Below are 16939 nucleotides of genomic sequence, written 5' to 3'. Positions count from 1 at the left end.
TTATTTTCTGGCTTTTTCGAAGGCCTGGGCCACGTCGGCCCACAGGTCTTCGACACTTTCCAATCCGACATTGAAGCGGATGGTTCGGGGGCTGACGCCGAAGCGCGCCATCGAATTCAGTCCCGGCGTCTGTTCCAGCGACGCCTTGGCCGGCACGACTAAGCTCTCATGGCCGCCCCAGCTGACGCCGATGCGGAAAAACTTCAGCGCATCGACGAAGATCGGGATGTCGATATCCTCCGTCACCTCGAAGGAGAACAGGCCGGCATAGCCGGCCAGCGTCGCCTTGCCCGGATGGTTGGAATACGCCGGATGGTTGACGCGTTCGACATTTCCATGCGCCTTCAGCCGGTCGGCGATGGTCAGGCCGCTCTTCATGTGGTGCGGCAGGCGCAGCGGCAGCGTGCGCAGGCCGCGCAGCAAAAGCCAGGCCTCGAACGGCGACAGCTTGCCGCCGAGATAGGAATAGGTCTGCTCGTTGATATGCTTGATATGCGCGGCCGAACCCGCCACCACGCCGGCGACGGTGTCGCTGTGGCCGCCCAGATATTTCGAGGCCGAATGCAGGACGAGGTCGACGCCGTGCGAGATCGGCTTCTGGAACACCGGCGTTGCCCAGGAATTGTCGATGGTGGTGACGATGCCCTGCTCCCTGGCCAGCCGGGTCAGGTGTGGCAAATCCTGCAGCTCGAACAGCATCGAGGTCGGGCTCTCCAGATAAAGCAGCTTGGCCCCGGGAAGAGCTGCGGCGACCGCGTCCGGATCGGAGCCGTCGACATAGTCGACCTTGATGTTGAGCCGCGGCAGAAGACGCTCGAACAGCCGGTAGGCATCGCCGTAGCAGTTGCGCACCGCTACGATGCGCTCGCCCGCGCCAACAAAGGCAAGCACCGTCGCGCTGATCGCCGCCATGCCGCTGGAAAAGCCGCGCGCCGCTTCCGCACCTTCAAGCGCCGCCACGCGTGCCTCGAACTCCATCACCGTCGGATTGTCGCCGCGCGAATAGATCGGCTGCTTTCGTTTGCCGGCAAAGGTGTCGGCCATTTCGGCATAGTTGGCGAAGGTGAACAGCGAAGTCTGGTAGATCGGCGGCACCACCGCGCCGCCCGGAAACGGCTCGTCATGCGCCAGCAGCGTCGCGGCCTCGGCGAGATAGTCGTGATCGAAACCGGTCGGATGCTCGTTCATGTCTGGCTCGAAAGTTTGAGTTTGGCGGCACCGCGCTTCAGATCGTCCTCAACAGTGGCGATCAGCTTGAGCGCCTCGGCGCGGGCGCCCTGGGGATCGCCCGCGGCAATGCATTCGTAGATGGTGCGGTGATAGGGAAAGCTGGCGTGGCCGAAGTCGCGCACGCCGAGCGGATGCTCCCAGAAGCGATGGAACAGCTCGTGCATGGCGGCGATGATCTGTTCGAACAGCGGATTACCTGAGACGCGGTAGATCGCCTGGTGGAATTCCCAGTCTTCTTCCGAGGACATGCCGTCGCGGGTGCGAAACGCCTGCTCCATGATGTCGAGCTTGCGCTCGATCTCGGCGATGTCGGCCGGACTTGCGCGCTCGGCGCACAATGCGGCAGCCTCGGCCTCCAGCGCGCGGCGGATCTCCAGCGTCTGCATCAGGCTGGTGAGGTCGTTGCCGCCGGCAAACGTCAGCGGCATGTGCAGCATGTCGGGTGACACGGCCGCCTTGAGATAGGTGCCGCTGCCTTGCCGGCGTTCGACGAGGCCGAGCCCTTCCCACCGCGTCAGCGCCTCGCGCACCGTGTTGCGGCTGACCTTGAGCCGTTCGGCCAGGATACGCTCGGTCGGAAGCCGCTCGCCCGGCTGCAGGGCCTCGGCACGAACAAAGCCCACCAACGCCTTCAGCACGGCGTCATCGCGCGCCGTCGTCTGAATGGGTGGCAGGCTGTTCTGGTCCACGACTACTCCAAGTGGTCCAATGGTCCAACCAATTCTGCACAGACGGCAACTCCTGTCAATCGGTTGTCAGGAGGTGCTCGCCTCATCGCGTGGAAGGTCGCGAAGCAGGTGCGTTTCACGAGGTCGCGCCAACAGCGCGCTTCGATCGTACGTGCTAATTGGCCGGCGGCCCGAACCAAGTGGTTAGCGCATCAGCCAATCCCTGCTGGGTTCCAACCCCAACCCAGGCCACATATCCATCGGGCCGGATCAACACGGCATCGGGCACGGCGACCATCCCAAGCGCTGGGAGTTCCCAGTCGCCGTCATAGGCTGCCTCGACCCGCCGGACCCGATCCGCCCAGGGCGCGATGTCCAGCCTGCCCGACCCGCCAAAATTGATCAGCACCGGTCGCGCATCGTGCAGCAAGGAGAATACCCGCAACGGACCGCCGGCGGTCGCCAGATCGAGGTCGGGCATGCGCCGCCCAAGCAAGGAATGCCCCTCGCCGAGATCGTAATGAACGCCCAGGCCCGACATTTCCGCGACCATCCGTTTTCGGGGCTCGTCTATCGCGAGAAGCTCGGTGACGATATCGCCCAAAGCGTCAGTGCGGTCATCCGTGCGACGAAGCGCCACCTGCGCCATTGTGTTGCGCAGGACGCGGGCGGCAATCGGGTGGCGCTCGGCGTGGTAGCTGTCGAGCAGGCTTTCCGGTGAGGTTCCCTTGACCACCTGGGCCAGCTTCCACCCCAGATTGACCGCGTCCTGCACGCCGATATTGAGCCCCTGCCCGCCCATCGGGGGATGGATATGCGCGGCATCACCGGCCAGCAGCACGCGCCTGTCGCGGTAAGCCGCGGCCTGGCGTGCCATGTCGGTGAACCTTGATATCCAGGTCGGACTGTGGGCGCCGTAATCGGTGCCGTAGATGGCTGTGAGTGCCTCACGGAATTCGCGCAGCGTCGGCTCGCCGCCGGCAGTCAGTTGCCGCTCGGTCAGAACGACACCTAGCCGACCGCCTTCCTCGATCTTGCCTATCGCATGAATTCCGCAGGCGTCGCTGCGAAAGCCCAATGGCGGTTCCCTGGACATCTCGACCTCGGCGATCATCCAGCTCATCGTCGGATCCCATCCGGCGAAATCGATACCCGCCGCCTTGCGGATCGTGCTGCGTCCTCCGTCGCATCCGACGAGGTACTGCGCCCTTATCCGTCGGCCACCGGACAACTTCAGGTCGACACCGTCATCATCCTGCGCAAAACCGGTGACTTCCTGTCCGCGATAGATCGGCACCTCTAACTCGCCGACCCAGTCGGCCAATATCCGCTCGATATGGTTTTGCCGCAGCGCCAGCAGATGATTGTGCCGGCTGGGAAAGTCGCTGATGTCCAAGCGGATCATGTGGAAGCCGACGGTCGGGAAGCACTGCCCCTGTGAGAGGAACCGATCGGCAATTCCGCGCTGATCGAGAACTTCGATCGTGCGTGCGTGCAGACCACCCGCGCGCAAACCGATCAGCTGCTGGGTCGGGCGCCGTTCGACAATGGCGACGTCGATGCCCGCTAGCGCCAGTTCACCCGCCAGCATCAGCCCGGTAGGGCCGCCTCCGGCAACCATCACCGCATGATCGCGAAGCGATCCGTCTGTCGATACAAGCATTCTCGTCACTCCCGTTTCCATTGGCTTGGGCCGGGGTTTTACGGGAGGAACGGGGCCTTGAAGCAAGCCCCTTGTGCGCCATATGTATGAAACGGAGAGGCATGGACTCTCCCTCCCCTTCATGAACGGCGTAAGACCCTCGCATTCCTGCGTGGCAGTGCGCCACACGCGATTGAGCCGTCACCGTCCAGGGACCGTCAAGATTTTTCGTCGCAAAAAGCCCCGGAACTTCCGAGGCTTGGCGCAGAGTCCTGATGTCATTTTCAGGAAGGGGGCCGGTCGGCGTTTGGCAGCGGTACGAGGAGGCCACTATTTGCCAGCGCCGGCCGGCCGACCCCACGGACCCAGGAGATGCGGCGGACCTGAGCATCATGGGGTATTCTGGGGATCGAACCGGCTATCTACCCTCGCGCCGGCTTCGTCTTGACCAGCACATTTGCGCAAGAGCTTATGAAAATCAACACTTTCTTAACCAACGCTCGGAAATCGCTTGGATTAAGGTAAACGGGTAACCCTGTCGGGTTGACAGGATAATCGGGCCTGGGCGCTACGCCGCCTTGGCGACGACGCGGTTGCGGCCGCCGCTCTTGGCTTCATAGAGCGCGAGATCGGCGCGCTTCATCAGCGCCGCCACCGTATCCACTCCCTTTAGAACCGACGACACGCCAACGCTGACCGTGACCTCGATCGTCTTGCCGTCGGCGTTGATGGAAAACGGCTGTTGGGCGATTTCAGCGCGGATGCGTTCGGCCACCTTCTCGGCCACGGCGCCTTCGGTATCCGGCATCACCACCACGAACTCCTCGCCGCCGAACCGGCAGGCAAGGTCGATGCCGCGAACGTTCTTGCGCAGCCGCCGCGCGAACTCCCGCAGCACCTCGTCGCCGCCGTCATGGCCATGCGTGTCGTTGATCGCCTTGAAGCGGTCGAGATCGGTGATCATCACCGAAAGCGGCCTGCGTCGCGCCACGGCGCGGTCGAACAGCGTCTGCAGATGGCTGTCGAGATAGCGGCGGTTGTGCAGCCCGGTCAGGCCGTCGGTCACCGCCATTTCGATCGTCTGGGTGACACTGGCGCGCAATTGGTCGTTGTAGCGCTTGCGGCGCACCTGGGTGCGCAGCCGCGCCGTCAGCTCCTGCTGATCGATCGGCCGCATCAGATAGTCGTTGATGCCGAGCTCGAGGCCACGGATGATGCGCTCCTCCTCGCCCTCCTCCGCCAAAAGGATGATCGGCACGAAACGGGTGCGGTCGAGCGAACGCAGCTGCGAGCAGAGCCTGAGCGGGTCGAAATCGGCGAACGCCGTCGAGATCATCACGCATTCATAGGGTGTCTCGGCAGCCTGGAAGAAACCGGCATGCGGATCGCTGGTGACGTCGAGGTCGGCGCTGTCGCGCAGCATCTTCTGGATACGCTCGACGGATGATTTGCGCTCATCGATCAAAAGCACTTTCGGCACCGTGTCCTCGGAGGCGAAATTGCGGCTGAGCAGTTCCTCGATGCCGATGTTGCGCGTCGTCGAGGCGCGCAGCCTGAGTTCGTCGGTAAGCGATTTCAGCCGGACAAGGCTTTTGACGCGCGTCATCAGTTGCAGGTCGTTGACCGGCTTGGTCAGGAAGTCGTCGGCGCCGGCCTCGAGCCCGCGCACGCGGTCGGAAACCTGGTCGAGCGCGGTGATCATCACCACCGGGATGTGCGACGTCGCCGGATCGCTCTTCAACCGGCGGCAGACCTCGAACCCGTCCATGTCGGGCATCATCACGTCGAGCAGCACGACGTCGACCTTGCCGTTCTCGCAGGTCTCGATCGCATCGGGTCCGTTGGTGGCGGTCAGCACCTCGAAATATTCGGCCAGCAGCCGGACCTCCAGCAACCTCACATTGGCAGGGATGTCGTCGACGACGAGGATCCGCGCGGTCATTTCATAAGGCTCCGGCTCGGCTGGTAGGGCGCATCAGGCATCGCCCAGGTAGGATTTGATTGTTTCGATGAAACGCGGCACCGAGATCGGCTTCGAAATATAGGCCTCGCAGCCGCCCTGGCGGATGCGCTCCTCGTCGCCCTTCATGGCGAAGGCGGTCACGGCGATGACCGGGATGACATGCAAATCGTCGTCTTCCTTCAGCCATTTGGTCACTTCCAGTCCCGACACTTCAGGCAGTTGGATGTCCATCAAGATGAGATCCGGCCGATGTTGGCGCGCTAGGTCGAGGGCCTCCAGACCGTTGCGGGTGCGCACCGTCTCGTAGCCGCTGGCTTCTATGAGGTCCCGAAAGAGCTTCATATTAAGCTCATTGTCCTCGACGATCATGACCTTCTTAGGCATCGACATCCCGTCTCGGCCGTCCCTCCGCTCGAAGGCGGCCGTCATGCGAACTTCCCTTGAACGCACCAAACCCTGCTTCACTATACGGCGATATGATTGACGAAACGGAAACCCTCGGGCTGCAAAGCGTCGCGAATTCCACCTCGCCTCCCGCGCGCCTAAAAGCTGCGCCACGCTGTAAAGGCTTGCCGCAAGCAGATCTTGCCATTACTGCGGGAGAGACTCATTCCACACACCGAAGGTAGTGATGGCAAACGCGGCGTCAATGCGCGAAGAGGCTGAAACCATTGCCGTCAAGGCACTGGGCTTCGTCGCCTCCGATCCGGAGCTGTTGCCGCGCTTCCTGGCGATCACCGGGATAGAGGCGCATTCCATCCGCCGGGCCGCCGGCGAGCCGGGGTTCCTGGCCGGCGTGCTGCAGTTCATTCTCGCCCACGAGCCGACCCTGATGCGCTTTGCCGAGGAAACCGGCACGCCGCCGGCAGCCGTCGGCAAGGCATTGCGGGCGCTGCCGCTCGGCGACGACAACCACGAGCATTCCATATGAGCGACGATCCGGAGACCGCGCGCCAGATCGAGGGGCTGGCGGCCGACGACAGGCCATTGCTGGTGCTCGATGTCGACGATGTGGTGCTCGAATTCATCCGGCCCTTTCCGGACTTCCTCAAGTCGCGCGGTTACGGCCTGACGCTGGCCTCCTTCCGCCTGACCGGCAACATTGCCGAAACGGCCAGCGGCCGGCTGATCGAACAGCCCGAGGTCACGGCGCTTCTGGGCGACTTCTTCGACGCGCAGGCCGATTGGCAGAGCATCACTGATGGTGCCACGGAAGCGCTGGCGGGGCTTGGCGGCCGCGCGGAAATCATCCTCTTGACCGCCATGCCGCACAGGCATCGCGCCGTGCGCCGTGCCCATCTCGATGCCCTGGGGCTAGGCTATCCGCTGTTGACCACCGAGATGGCCAAAGGACCGGCAGTGGCCAGGTTGCGCGGCAACAGCGGCCGGCCGGTGGTCTTCGTCGACGATCAGCCGCACAATCTGGCGTCGGTGCGGGAAGCGGTGGCCGACGCGGATCTTTTCCACTTGATGGCCGACAATTCGCTGCGCGCGTTCCTGCCGCCGGTCGCGAACGACGTCATCGTCGTGCAGGACTGGCGCGAAGCCGCGCCTAAGATCGCGGGCGCGCTGGGGCTCTGAGGCAATTCCAGACGGAAGAACTTTTCCTGGAATTACTCGAGGGCCGAACCTTCAAGGATTCAGCTTCGCCCCCGATCCGCCATTGTCGCCGCCGCTGTCGTCGTCCTCACCATCACCATCGTCGACGCTGTCGTCCACCGCCGGATCGGCGGGCTTCAACATCACACCATTGACGGTGACCGAGCCGTCGGCTTTGGTGCTGACAACCCATTCCAACTTGCCGTCCGGCAGCGTCTTGGCAAACCCTTTCACGACGAGAGCCATAGGCACGTACTGCGCCACTTCGGGTTCGGACTTTGCCGCCTCCTGCAGGCCGGCCACGATCTTGTCGAAGCCGGCGACATCGACCGTGAGATTTGCGTCGGGTTTCTGGCCGAAGCTCGTCATCTCGCCTTCGAGCGCGATCTCCATGTCCTTGTTCTTCACGACGCTGTGGCCGATGACCACCTTCGGCGTCTTGGCCAGGAAGTCGGCCTTGAGCTGGTCGCCGAACTCGGCCGGCAGCGGCGGATCCTGATTGAGATCAAAGGTTTCGATCGCCTTCTTCGCCATGCTGTCGAGATCGATGTTGGCGCCGCCGAAATTCAGGTCGATATCGGTGGGCAACAATGCCACGCTCCAGCTCGGCAAAAGCTGCTGCGGCACCGTCAGCCCCGACGCCTTGATGCCGTAGCTGACCGTGCCGTTTTGCGAAACGCCGTCACTGCCGAACGCGGTGCTGAGCTGGGTCGCCCCGAACGTGCCGATCGGGCTGTCGACCGCGAAATCCTTGAAGCCATAGGTGCCGTCGATGCGCTCCCACACCGGAAGCGCGGCGAGCAGAAGCGACTTGAGTTGCGCCTGGTTTGCCTTCAGCGACTTCTCGTCCTCATTGGCCACGGCAAACGCCAGGAGGTCGAGCAACGGCTTGGTCTGCACGCCCTTGCCGCTGGCCTCCACGGACAATTCCGGCGATTTCACGGTGACCGGAAAATTCAGCCCACTGTCGGGTTCATTGAATTTTATCGCCTCGACGAAGTTCGACATTTTCTGTGAGGTCGTGAAATCGACGCCGCCATTGGCAGCCTTGGTGGCCGCCAGGGTCGCGGTGCCGGCACCGGCGCTGACGTCCATCTGCTGCTTGGCATCCTTCGATGTCATCGTCATGCCTGCTATCGAACTGACGCCGCTGATGAAGGCCGCCAGGCCGGGGTCATAGACGCCGGAGCCCTTGCCGTCCTTGATCGACAACTGCGTGCTTTGCAGCCCTTCGGGCCCCTTGAATTCGAAGGACGCGCTTTGCGAAAAATCCATCGAAACATCCCAGGTCCCGTCGCTGCGCGGCTTGACCAGCAGCGCGTAGGGCGCGAAGTCGAACTTCACCAGCTTCTGGTCAGGAAAACTCCCGGCAAGCGCCTTGAAATCGAACACGATCTTGTAGGCGTCGCCTTCGGCCGAAACCTTCAGGATTCCCTTGTCGAGTGCCTGCTTGCCAACATAGCGGGACAGGTCATTGGACAATTGCTTCGCGCCCTGGCTGTCGACGGTCTGGCCGAAAGCGGGCGCGCTGAGCAGGAGCGCGGTAAAGGCAACTGGCAACATACGGTTCACGGGAATTCCCCACTGGTCAAAAAGGCAAAATCGCTTCGTACTTCTGGTAGGGAAATACCATCGCAACTGCAAGACGACGATGGTCAGGCGGGGGGCCCCAGCACCAGCCGCATCAATGGCCGACCGGCCTTGCGTTCGACGAGCCTCTCGAAGCCGGCCTTCTCGAAGACCCGCGACGAGCCGACGAACAGCCCGAGCGAACGCGAATCGCGGGACAGGTCTATTGGGCACGCCTCGACAAGCCGTGCGCCATTCCCGCGGGCAAACTCGACGCCGCCTTCGACAAGACGGTGCGTGATGCCTCTGCCGCGCGCCTTGGAGCGGATGAAAAAGCACGAGATCGCCCAGACGGTCGGATCTGAAGCGTCGGCGGGATCGATCGGCGCCGAGCCCCTGCCCTTGTTGTTCCATTCGGGCACGTCGGCGCGCGGCCCGATCTGCATCCAGCCAACCGCCTTGCCGTCCTCGAAGGCCAGCAGGCCCGGCGGCGGACCGGCTTCGATGCGTGCCTTGATGTGGTCCTTGTTGCGTTCACGGCTGCTCTCGCGCCGCGCTGCCGGCGCCAGCCGGAAATGCGTGCACCAGCAGCCGTAGCAGGCGCCTTGCTTGCCGAAAAGGTCCTCGAAATCGGGCCAGAGCTCAGGCGCCAGCGGCACTATGGTCGTGCTCATACGGTTCTCCCCAGGCCAAGCTTGTCGCTGGCCTTGCACTGTCGTACCATTGCTTCTGTTCTCTTTATGTTCGCAGCGATGGCGGCTTCTGTCAACAATCCCGATCACGGTTTTTGTCGTGACTGCCTGACGTTTCAGCGCAGTGAAACGCGCCGCTGCGAACGCTGCGGCAGCCCTCGCCTTGCCCGCCATCCAGAACTTTACCGGCTGCATCTCGCCCATGTCGATTGCGATGCCTTCTATGCGGCGATCGAGAAGCGCGACAACCCGACGCTCAAGGACAAACCGCTGATCATCGGCGGCGGCAAGCGCGGGGTGGTCTCCACCGCCTGCTACATCGCCCGCATCCGGGGCGTGCGCTCGGCAATGCCGATGTTCAAGGCGCTCGAGGCCTGCCCCGAAGCGGTCGTGATCCCACCTGACATGGAAAAATACGTTCGTGTCGGCCGCGAGGTGCGCGCCATGATGCAGACTCTGACGCCGCTGGTCGAGCCATTGTCGATCGACGAGGCATTCCTCGATCTCGACGGCACCGAACGGCTGCACGGCCTGCCGCCGGCGGTGGTGCTGGCGCGCTTTGCGCTGGCCGTCGAGAAGGAGATCGGCATCACCGTCTCGGCCGGCCTCTCCTACTGCAAGTTCCTCGCCAAGATCGCGTCGGACTTCCGCAAGCCGCGCGGCTTTTCGATCATCGGCGAGGCCGAGGCGGTCGGCTTCCTGGCCGTGCAGCCGGTGACCATGATCTGGGGCGTCGGCAAGGCGTTCAACGCCACGTTGGAGCGCGACGGCATCCGCACCATTGGCCAGCTTCAGAAGATGGAACGCGCCGACCTGATGCGCCGCTATGGCACGATGGGTGACCGGCTCTACCGGCTTTCGCGCGGCGAGGACGTGCGCCGCGTCGAGCCCGACCAGGACGCCAAGAGCGTCTCGGCCGAAACCACCTTCGACACCGACATCGCATCGCTGGAGGAGCTCGTCTCCGTGCTGAGAGGCCTTTCGGAGAAGGTCTCGGCGCGGCTGAAAAAATCAGGCATCGCCGGTCGCACAGTGGTGCTGAAGCTGAAGACCCAGGATTTCAAGCTGCGCACGCGCAACCGCCAGCTCGGCGATCCGACCAGGCTGGCGGATCGCATCTTTTCGACCGGCGTAGAGCTTCTGCGCAAGGAAACCGACGGAACGAAATTCCGATTGCTCGGCATCGGCGTCAGCGACCTCTCCGACGACGACAAGGCCGACCCGCCGGATCTGGTCGACCTCCAGTCGCGCAAACGCGCCATGGCCGAGGGTGCCATCGATGCCTTGCGCGACAAGTTCGGCCGCAAGGCGGTGGAAACCGGTTATACATTCGGCAAAGGGCGAGATGCCCATCCACCGGAGCCGTTAGAGGAATGACGCTACCCCCTTGTGCGTCGAGAATCAGGTACGCCTCAGATCGATCCGGCTCGTCACGATGCTCTTGCCCGTCTTGGGGTCGGTGTCGACGACCGTCAGCCGAATGCCGTTCTCGCCCGTCTTCTCGACCTTCATCTGCGCCTTTCGATCGCCGTTGACTTCCTTTGCCCAGCGAATGCCGAGATTGATCGCGTTGCCCGAGCGGCTGCCGTTGAGCTGTGCCGGCCCAGTCCGGGACCCGACATAGGTCCCGCTGTATTTCGCGCCGGCGGCCTTCAGGTCCGCGCTGATGGCACGCGTCACCACAATGAGCCCGCGGCAATTGCCGTCGAGCGCCAGTGACGTCGATGTCGCGTTCGATTTGAATGTGCAGGACACGTTCACCGTCGGCGCGTCGGCGGTGACCTTGACGATACCTTTGCCGGCGAAATTGCCCTTGAATGACTGCAGGAACTTGGCCTCGTCGGCATGTGCCGTACCGGTCGCCGCCAGAAGACAGCCGGCAAGCGCGAATTGTGTGAATGTTCTCATTGAAACTCTCCTTGTCTCTGGAGGGCAAAACGTCTTGCGAAGCACGGCTGGATATTGGGGACTCAACGCCCCTTGCCGTATCGGGTTCCGCCCGCAGCATGGCCGTTTTGCAACGCTGCCCCTTGCAACTGGCCCAGAAGAATGGAGCAACTAGCGATTGCTCCAAAAGCCACGGCCTGCGACATAGCGGGCATGTCACCTGCCCCCTCCATTTCCAAGGCCGCTTTCTGGATGGCCCTGTCGATCGCCTCGTTCCTGGCGATGTCGGTGGCCGGCCGCGCCACGACGGCCGAACTCAATGTCTTCCAGGTGCTGGAACTGCGCTCGGTGATAGGCTTCTTCATCCTCCTGCCGCTGGTGCTGACCAGCGGCGGCTTTGCGGCGATGCGCACCCAGCGCCCCCTCGCCCATATCGCGCGGAACGTCATCCACTATACCGGGCAGGCTGCATGGCTCTACGCCTTGACCTTGATTCCGCTGGCGGTGCTGATTTCGATCGAATTCACGACACCGATCTGGACGGCGATCCTGGCGGTGACATTTCTCGGCGAAAGGCTGAGCCGTCCGAAACTCGCGGCTGTCGTTCTCGGGCTGATCGGCGTGGTGGTCATCGTGCGTCCAGGCGTAGGCTCCGTCGATCCGGGACATCTGGTCGTGCTGGGCGCCGCGGTCTGCTTCGGCATTTCGGTGGTCCTGGTCAAATCGCTGACGCGAACCGACAGCGTCGTGCGTATCATCTTCTGGATGCTGATCATCCAATCGGTGGTTGGCCTCGTTCCGGCTCTTTATGAATGGCGCAACCCACCGCTGGAGCTTTGGCCATGGATCGTGCTGATCGCCTTCACCGGCATGTCGTCGCATTTCTGCATGGCGCGCGCGCTCACCTATGCCGACGCGACCGTCATTTCGCCGATGGATTTTCTGCGCGTGCCGTTGTCGGCGCTCGTCGGCTGGCTGCTTTACCAGGAGCAGATCGACGCCTTCACCGCGGGCGGCGCGCTGCTGATCCTGATGGGCAACCTGCTCAATCTGCAGCGCAGGCCGGTAAAGCCGGCTGAAGTGGCGGCATCGTAAACGCCGGCCAATACACCTAGTCGCCTTCGTTCGGGATGTTGAGGACATGACCGCAGGCCTTGCAGTGCACCGCATCCGGTTCATGCCGCTGCAATCCGCATTGCGGGCAGGGAAAGAACACTTTCGCGGGTCGAAAAATCGCCTGCGCCAGCCTGACGAACAGCGATATGCCGATGATCATGGTGACGATCGCCGTCAGCTTGCCGGCTATGCCAGGCAGCACGATGTCGCCGAAACCGGTCGTCGTCACTGTCGCGACGGTGAAATAAAGCGCGTCGATGTAGTTCTCCAGCCCGGCTCCGTTGCGGAAAAAGAACGTGTAGACGAAGCCGGTGATGACGAAAAGAAACGTCAAGAGGTTGATGACCGCGTGGCTCGCCTCGCGCCACGGGCGCAAACCACGCATCTCAAAATGCCGCCAGATCGAACCGCTGCGCGACAGTGACCACAGCCGCAGGATGCGCAGAAAGCCGAGACTGGCGAGCGCAGTCGGCATCAGCAGCGTCAGAAGGATGAAGACGTCCACCCAGAAGGTCGGCGGCTTCATCAGGCGCAGCATGTCGTTGGAAGCCAGCAGCTTGGCGGTCAGATCGGCGGCAACGAGGGCCGCCACGGCATAGTCCAGCCACAGAAACGAGGCCGTCTGCTGGATGACCGGCGTGGCGATGAAGAAGGCGATGATGGCGAGGTCGATGACGACAGCCGCCAGCTGGAACCGGAAAGCGGCCGGCGTGCGCCCATGATAGAGCTTGCGCAGCGTGTTGCGCAGCCGCGCCAGCCCGGAAAGGTCTCGCGATGCGCCCCTGTCCGCCGTCTTCATGCCGATCGCGGTGATGTGGCCAGCCAATGCCGCCCGGCGCGCGGCCACCTTGCAAGGGCGGCGATCACACCAGCTCCACTTCGACCACGCCGGGCACGGCGCGCATCGCCGAGGCGATCTGCGGCGAGACGCGGTAGCCGCCCTGCAAGGCAATCTCGACCTCGCCCTGCGCCTCGTCCTTGATGACGATGATGCTCACCTGGCTTTCGCCGCGCTGGGTGAGCTGGGACTGGATCATCGAGGCCGGCCCATCGTTCCTGACGAAAATGCGCAGTGCCTTCTGGATACGGCTAGCCTCGTCCTCCAGGGATTGCACGGAATTGATGCGCAAATTGACACCCTCGGGCCTGTCCTCCGCCGCGACGGTGATGACGACCGAGCGGCCGGCTTCCAGGAGGTCGCGATATTGCGCGAGCCCTTCCGAAAACAGCACGGCCTCGTACTGGCCGGAGGTGTCGGAAAAGGCCACCACGCCCATCTTGTTGCCGGTGCGGGTCTTGCGCTCCTGCTTGCTGGTCACCGTGCCGGCAAGCCGGCCGGCGGTGGCGCCACGCTTGACGGCGGCCGAAAACTCGGCCCAGTTCTGCACCCGCATCTTCTGCAAGGCAGCCTTGTATTCGTCGAGCGGATGGGCCGAAAGATAGAAGCCGACTACCTGGAATTCGCGGTGCAGCCGGTCGGCGGCGAGCCAAGGGTCCGTCGCCGGCAGGTTGAGCGCCTGCGACTGCGCGCCGAGCGAGGCGCCGAAAATATCGGCTTGGCCTGAAACGGCGTTCTGCTGGGCAAGCGAGGCCAGCCCCATCATCCGTTCGACGCCGGCCAGCATCGCTGCACGGTCGTGACCGAAACAATCGAGCGCGCCAGCCATGATCAGGCTTTCGAAGACCCGCTTGCCGACGATCTTGGGATCGACCCGCTCGCAGAAATCGGCAAGGTTCTTGAATGGTTTTTCGCCGCGCACGGCAACGATGTGTTCGACCGCCGCGTCGCCGACGCCCTTGAGCGCGGCCATCGAATAATAGATGCGGTTCTCGCCGACCTCGAAAGCGCGGAAGCTGGTCATCACCGACGGCGCCAAAACCTCGATGCCCAAGCGCAGTGCATCCTGGCGGAAGTCGGCGAGCTTGTCGGTGTTGCCCATGTCGAGCGTCATCGATGCCGCCAGGAACTCGACCGGATAATGCGCCTTGAGATAGGCGGTCTGGTACGACACGACGGCGTAGGCCGCAGCGTGCGACTTGTTGAAACCATAATCGGCGAACTTAGCCAGCAGGTCGAAAATGAAGTCGGCTTGCGGTTTTGCCACGCCGCGCTCGACCGCGCCGGTGACGAAGCGCTCGCGCTGCTTGTCCATCTCGGCGCGGATCTTCTTGCCCATGGCGCGGCGCAGAAGATCGGCTTCGCCGAGCGAATAGCCCGACAGCTCCTGCGCGATCTGCATGACCTGTTCCTGGTAGACGATGACGCCTTGCGTCTCCTTCACCAGATGATCGATTTTGGGGTGGATCGACGCCATCTCCTCCTCGCCATGCTTTCTGGCGTTGTAGGTCGGGATGTTTTCCATCGGGCCCGGACGGTAGAGCGCGACCAAGGCGATGATGTCCTCGATGCAGTCGGGCCGCATGCCGATCAGCGCCTTGCGCATGCCCGCGCTTTCCACCTGGAACACGCCGACCACCTCGCCGCGCGACAGCATGGAGTAGGTGTCGGGATCGTCGAGCGGGATTGTCGCCAGGTCGATGTCGATGCCGCGGCGGCGGATCAGTTTCACCGCCGTCTCCAGCACCGTCAGCGTTTTCAGTCCGAGGAAGTCGAACTTCACCAGCCCGGCCTGCTCGACATATTTCATGTTGAACTGGGTGACCGGCATGTCCGAGCGCGGATCGCGGTACATCGGCACCAGCTCCGACAAAGGCCTGTCGCCGATGACGATGCCGGCGGCGTGGGTCGAGGCGTGGCGATAGAGACCCTCCAGCTTCTGCGCCATGTCGAGCAGCGTCTGGACGATCGGCTCCTTCTCGGCTTCTTCGGCGAAGCGAGGTTCGTTGGCTATGGCATCGGCGAGTTTCACCGGATTGGCCGGGTTCTGCGGCACCATCTTGGACAGCTTGTCGACCTGGCCATAAGGCATCTGCAGCACGCGGCCGACGTCGCGCAGCACCGCGCGGGCCTGCAGCGTACCGAAGGTGATGATCTGGCCGACCTGGTCGCGGCCGTACTTCTGCTGCACGTAGCGGATCACCTCCTCGCGGCGATCCTGGCAGAAGTCGATGTCGAAGTCGGGCATCGACACGCGATCCGGATTGAGGAAGCGTTCGAACAGCAGCGAGAAGCGCAACGGGTCAATGTCGGTGATGGTCGTCGAATAGGCGACCAGCGAGCCAGCGCCCGACCCACGGCCCGGCCCGACCGGAATGCCTTGGGCCTTGGCCCATTTGATGAAGTCGGCAACGATCAGGAAATAGCCCGGGAATTTCATCTTCTCGATGATGCCGAGCTCGAATTCGAGCCGCTCGCGATATTGCTCGACCGTGTAGCCAGGCGTCGGTCCGTGCAGGGCAAGCCGGGCGTCCAGCCCCTCGCGCGCCTGGCGGGCCAATTCCTCGGCCTCGGCCTTTTCGGCGGCGTCCTTGTCGGTGGTATCGCCGCCGGTGAAGCGCGGCAGGATCGGGCTGCGGGTTTTTGGATAATAGGAGCAGCGCAGCGCGATCTCGACCGTATTGTCTATCGCTTCCGGAAGGTCGGCGAACAGCTCTGCCATGTCGGCCTGGCTGCGCAGGAAATTGTCCGGCGACAGCCGGCGGCGGGTGTCGACGGCGACCACCGAGCCCTCGGCGATCGCAATGAGCGCGTCGTGCGCCTCATAATCGTCGCGCGAGGAGAAAAAGGCCTCGTTGGTGGCGACAAGCGGAAGTTCGTGCGCGTAGGCGAGCTCGATCGTCGAGTGCTCGATGACCCTGTCATAGCCAGCAACCCGGTCCAGCTCGACATAGAGACGGTCGCCGAACAGCGTTTTCAAGGTCAATAGCCGCGTCTCGGCCAGGTCGCGGCGATCCTCTTTCAAGGCATTGCCGATCGGGCCGCGCGGCCCGCCGCTGAGGCAGATCAGCCCGTCGGTCTGCCCGGCCAGGGTCTCGGTGGTCAGGTGTACCGCCTCGCCGGGCGGTGTTTCCAGGTAGACGCCGCTGACAAGCCGGACCAGATTGGAATAGCCGGCTTCGGTCGCGGCGAGCAGCACGACCGGCCGCATTTCCGGGCCTTGCCGCCGGCGGTCGCGCTGGCCGTCGGTGTTCTCGCCGGAGAAAGCGAGCGCGACCTGGCAGCCGATGATCGGCTGGATGCCGTCCTTCACCGCCTTCTGTGCAAATTCGAGCGCGCCGAACAGATTATTGGTATCGGTGACGGCGATAGCCGGCGCTTCGTCCGTCACGGCGTGACCGACGATCTTGCCGATCTGAAGCGCGCCTTCCAGCAGGGAATAGGCCGAATGCACGCGCAGATGGACGAACGGCCGCGCCGGCACCTCCGGCCGCGCGGCCGCAATCGCGGCTTCGCGCTTCAGGGGGTCGCGTGGAAGTCTCTCATCCGCCATGGTTTCTCGCGCTGCCTAAGGTTTTGAGTCGATGGAGATGTATTGTCCGGGACAGGGCGATACCAGTCCAGCACAAACGACCGCCGGCCACAGGCTTCCTTTGCCCTGCCCGACCCACGCAGAGATTGTTTCGAATTTCGCTCTGGCGAGTCATATGATGGTGGTTTCGAGAACCGGAGCGG

General features: G+C 63.3%; 14 protein-coding genes. 4 read left to right on the top strand and 10 right to left on the bottom strand.

Annotated elements, in window-relative coordinates; translation table 11 throughout:
• The 5 genes from AC0NIH_RS18785 to AC0NIH_RS18765 all read right to left on the bottom strand — a co-directional run bounded on the left by AC0NIH_RS18785 (position 1) and on the right by AC0NIH_RS18765 (position 5932).
• Positions 1 to 1188 (bottom strand): PLP-dependent transferase, encoded by a 1188-nt coding sequence (locus AC0NIH_RS18785; RefSeq protein ID WP_023778815.1) that lies wholly within the window; start codon positions 1186 to 1188, stop codon positions 1 to 3.
• Positions 1185 to 1919, bottom strand: coding sequence for a FadR/GntR family transcriptional regulator (locus AC0NIH_RS18780; RefSeq protein ID WP_473460524.1), 735 nt, complete (start codon positions 1917 to 1919; stop codon positions 1185 to 1187). Before AC0NIH_RS18780 ends, AC0NIH_RS18785 begins: the two co-directional genes overlap by 4 nt.
• A 154-nt stretch (positions 1920 to 2073) precedes the next feature.
• Complete coding sequence (locus AC0NIH_RS18775; protein WP_473460526.1) at positions 2074 to 3561, bottom strand: FAD-dependent monooxygenase; 1488 nt, start codon at positions 3559 to 3561, stop codon at positions 2074 to 2076.
• A 547-nt stretch (positions 3562 to 4108) separates the two neighbouring features.
• Entirely contained in the window at positions 4109 to 5482 is a 1374-nt protein-coding gene (locus AC0NIH_RS18770; protein WP_473460528.1) for a PleD family two-component system response regulator, read from the bottom strand.
• A gap of 33 nt (positions 5483 to 5515) precedes the next feature.
• Complete coding sequence (locus AC0NIH_RS18765; protein ID WP_274608575.1) at positions 5516 to 5932, bottom strand: response regulator; 417 nt, start codon at positions 5930 to 5932, stop codon at positions 5516 to 5518.
• Positions 5933 to 6134: 202 nt separating this feature from the next.
• On the opposite strand from AC0NIH_RS18765, the gene AC0NIH_RS18760 reads away from it, so the two are divergent.
• Both AC0NIH_RS18760 and AC0NIH_RS18755 read left to right on the top strand, forming a co-directional pair.
• Positions 6135 to 6434 (top strand): DUF3572 domain-containing protein, encoded by a 300-nt coding sequence (locus tag AC0NIH_RS18760; protein WP_013895207.1) that lies wholly within the window; start codon positions 6135 to 6137, stop codon positions 6432 to 6434.
• On the top strand, positions 6431 to 7084 hold the full coding sequence (locus tag AC0NIH_RS18755) for a hypothetical protein (protein ID WP_473460531.1): 654 nt from the start codon (positions 6431 to 6433) through the stop codon (positions 7082 to 7084). The genes AC0NIH_RS18760 and AC0NIH_RS18755 overlap by 4 nt, the downstream gene beginning before the upstream one ends.
• 51 nt (positions 7085 to 7135) lie before the next feature.
• Here the strand turns inward: AC0NIH_RS18755 and AC0NIH_RS18750 are convergent, their stop codons facing one another.
• Positions 7136 to 8665 carry a hypothetical protein gene (locus AC0NIH_RS18750; protein ID WP_473460690.1) on the bottom strand — a complete coding sequence of 510 codons (1530 nt, stop codon included), beginning with the start codon at positions 8663 to 8665 and terminating at the stop codon, positions 7136 to 7138.
• Positions 8666 to 8757: 92 nt separating this feature from the next.
• Entirely contained in the window at positions 8758 to 9345 is a 588-nt protein-coding gene (locus AC0NIH_RS18745; protein ID WP_473460533.1) for a GNAT family N-acetyltransferase, read from the bottom strand.
• A gap of 66 nt (positions 9346 to 9411) precedes the next feature.
• Between AC0NIH_RS18745 and AC0NIH_RS18740 the strand changes: the two genes are divergently transcribed.
• Entirely contained in the window at positions 9412 to 10740 is a 1329-nt protein-coding gene (locus AC0NIH_RS18740; protein WP_473460535.1) for a DNA polymerase IV, read from the top strand.
• A gap of 24 nt (positions 10741 to 10764) precedes the next feature.
• Here the strand turns inward: AC0NIH_RS18740 and AC0NIH_RS18735 are convergent, their stop codons facing one another.
• Positions 10765 to 11271, bottom strand: coding sequence for a hypothetical protein (locus AC0NIH_RS18735; RefSeq protein ID WP_023778809.1), 507 nt, complete (start codon positions 11269 to 11271; stop codon positions 10765 to 10767).
• Positions 11272 to 11463: 192 nt separating this feature from the next.
• Here AC0NIH_RS18735 and AC0NIH_RS18730 point away from each other — a divergent pair, with 192 nt between their 5' ends.
• Positions 11464 to 12345, top strand: a complete 882-nt coding sequence (locus tag AC0NIH_RS18730; protein ID WP_473460538.1) for a DMT family transporter — start codon at positions 11464 to 11466, stop codon at positions 12343 to 12345.
• Between the two features lie 16 nt (positions 12346 to 12361).
• Here AC0NIH_RS18730 and AC0NIH_RS18725 read toward each other — a convergent pair whose 3' ends face one another.
• Positions 12362 to 13165, bottom strand: coding sequence for an ion channel (locus AC0NIH_RS18725; RefSeq protein ID WP_473460692.1), 804 nt, complete (start codon positions 13163 to 13165; stop codon positions 12362 to 12364).
• 64 nt (positions 13166 to 13229) lie between these two features.
• Complete coding sequence (gene dnaE / locus AC0NIH_RS18720; protein ID WP_473460540.1) at positions 13230 to 16757, bottom strand: DNA polymerase III subunit alpha; 3528 nt, start codon at positions 16755 to 16757, stop codon at positions 13230 to 13232.
• Between the last annotated feature and the right edge of the window lie 182 nt (positions 16758 to 16939).

Source organism: Mesorhizobium sp. WSM1386, assembly GCF_055901595.1.
The sequence above is the reverse complement of the archived record's forward strand: the minus strand, read 5'-3'. Positions and strand labels throughout refer to the sequence as shown.